The 572-nt window shown below is 57.7% G+C and carries 1 pseudogene; it reads right to left on the bottom strand.

The window, feature by feature from the left end:
* Positions 1-572 (bottom strand): annotated as a pseudogene (locus ACIO0C_RS31260) (hypothetical protein); the annotation flags it as partial.

The raw sequence follows: 572 nt of genomic DNA, 5'->3' as shown, positions 1-572 counted from the left end.
GCCCTTCCCATATGATCGAGGCATCGCCGTCGGCGGCAAAACGTTCGCGGGTGTACTTCTCGAGCTGCTCGTTCAGAGCATCTTCTGCCATGCGCAGTTTGAACCACTGGCCATGCTCAAGACCGTCCAGCACTTCGTCGGTGATGTCCTGGCCTTTCTTCAGACCGGCGCCGCCTTCGGCTTTGTGGCCGACCAGAGCGGAACGCAGACGTTCGAAAGTAGCGCCTTCAACGATGCGGAACTCTTCGTTGAGGTCCTTGCGGATCTCGTCCAGCTGGGACTTCTCGATCGACAGGGCACGAGCATCACGCTCAACGCCGTCGCGGGTGAAGACCTGTACGTCGATGACCGTACCTTTGGTACCGGTAGGTACACGCAGGGAGGTGTCTTTAACGTCGCTGGCTTTTTCACCGAAGATCGCACGCAGCAGTTTTTCTTCCGGAGTCAGTTGGGTCTCGCCTTTCGGAGTGACCTTACCCACCAGGATGTCGCCTGCGCCAACTTCAGCACCTACGTAAACGATACCGGCTTCGTCCAGCTTGTTCAGTGCAGCTTCACCAAGGTTCTGGAAC

This window comes from Pseudomonas sp. NPDC087336, assembly GCF_044744285.1.
GTDB lineage: Bacteria > Pseudomonadota > Gammaproteobacteria > Pseudomonadales > Pseudomonadaceae > Aquipseudomonas.
Note: the sequence above shows the minus strand (reverse complement) of the source record. Positions and strands in the feature narration are given on the sequence as shown.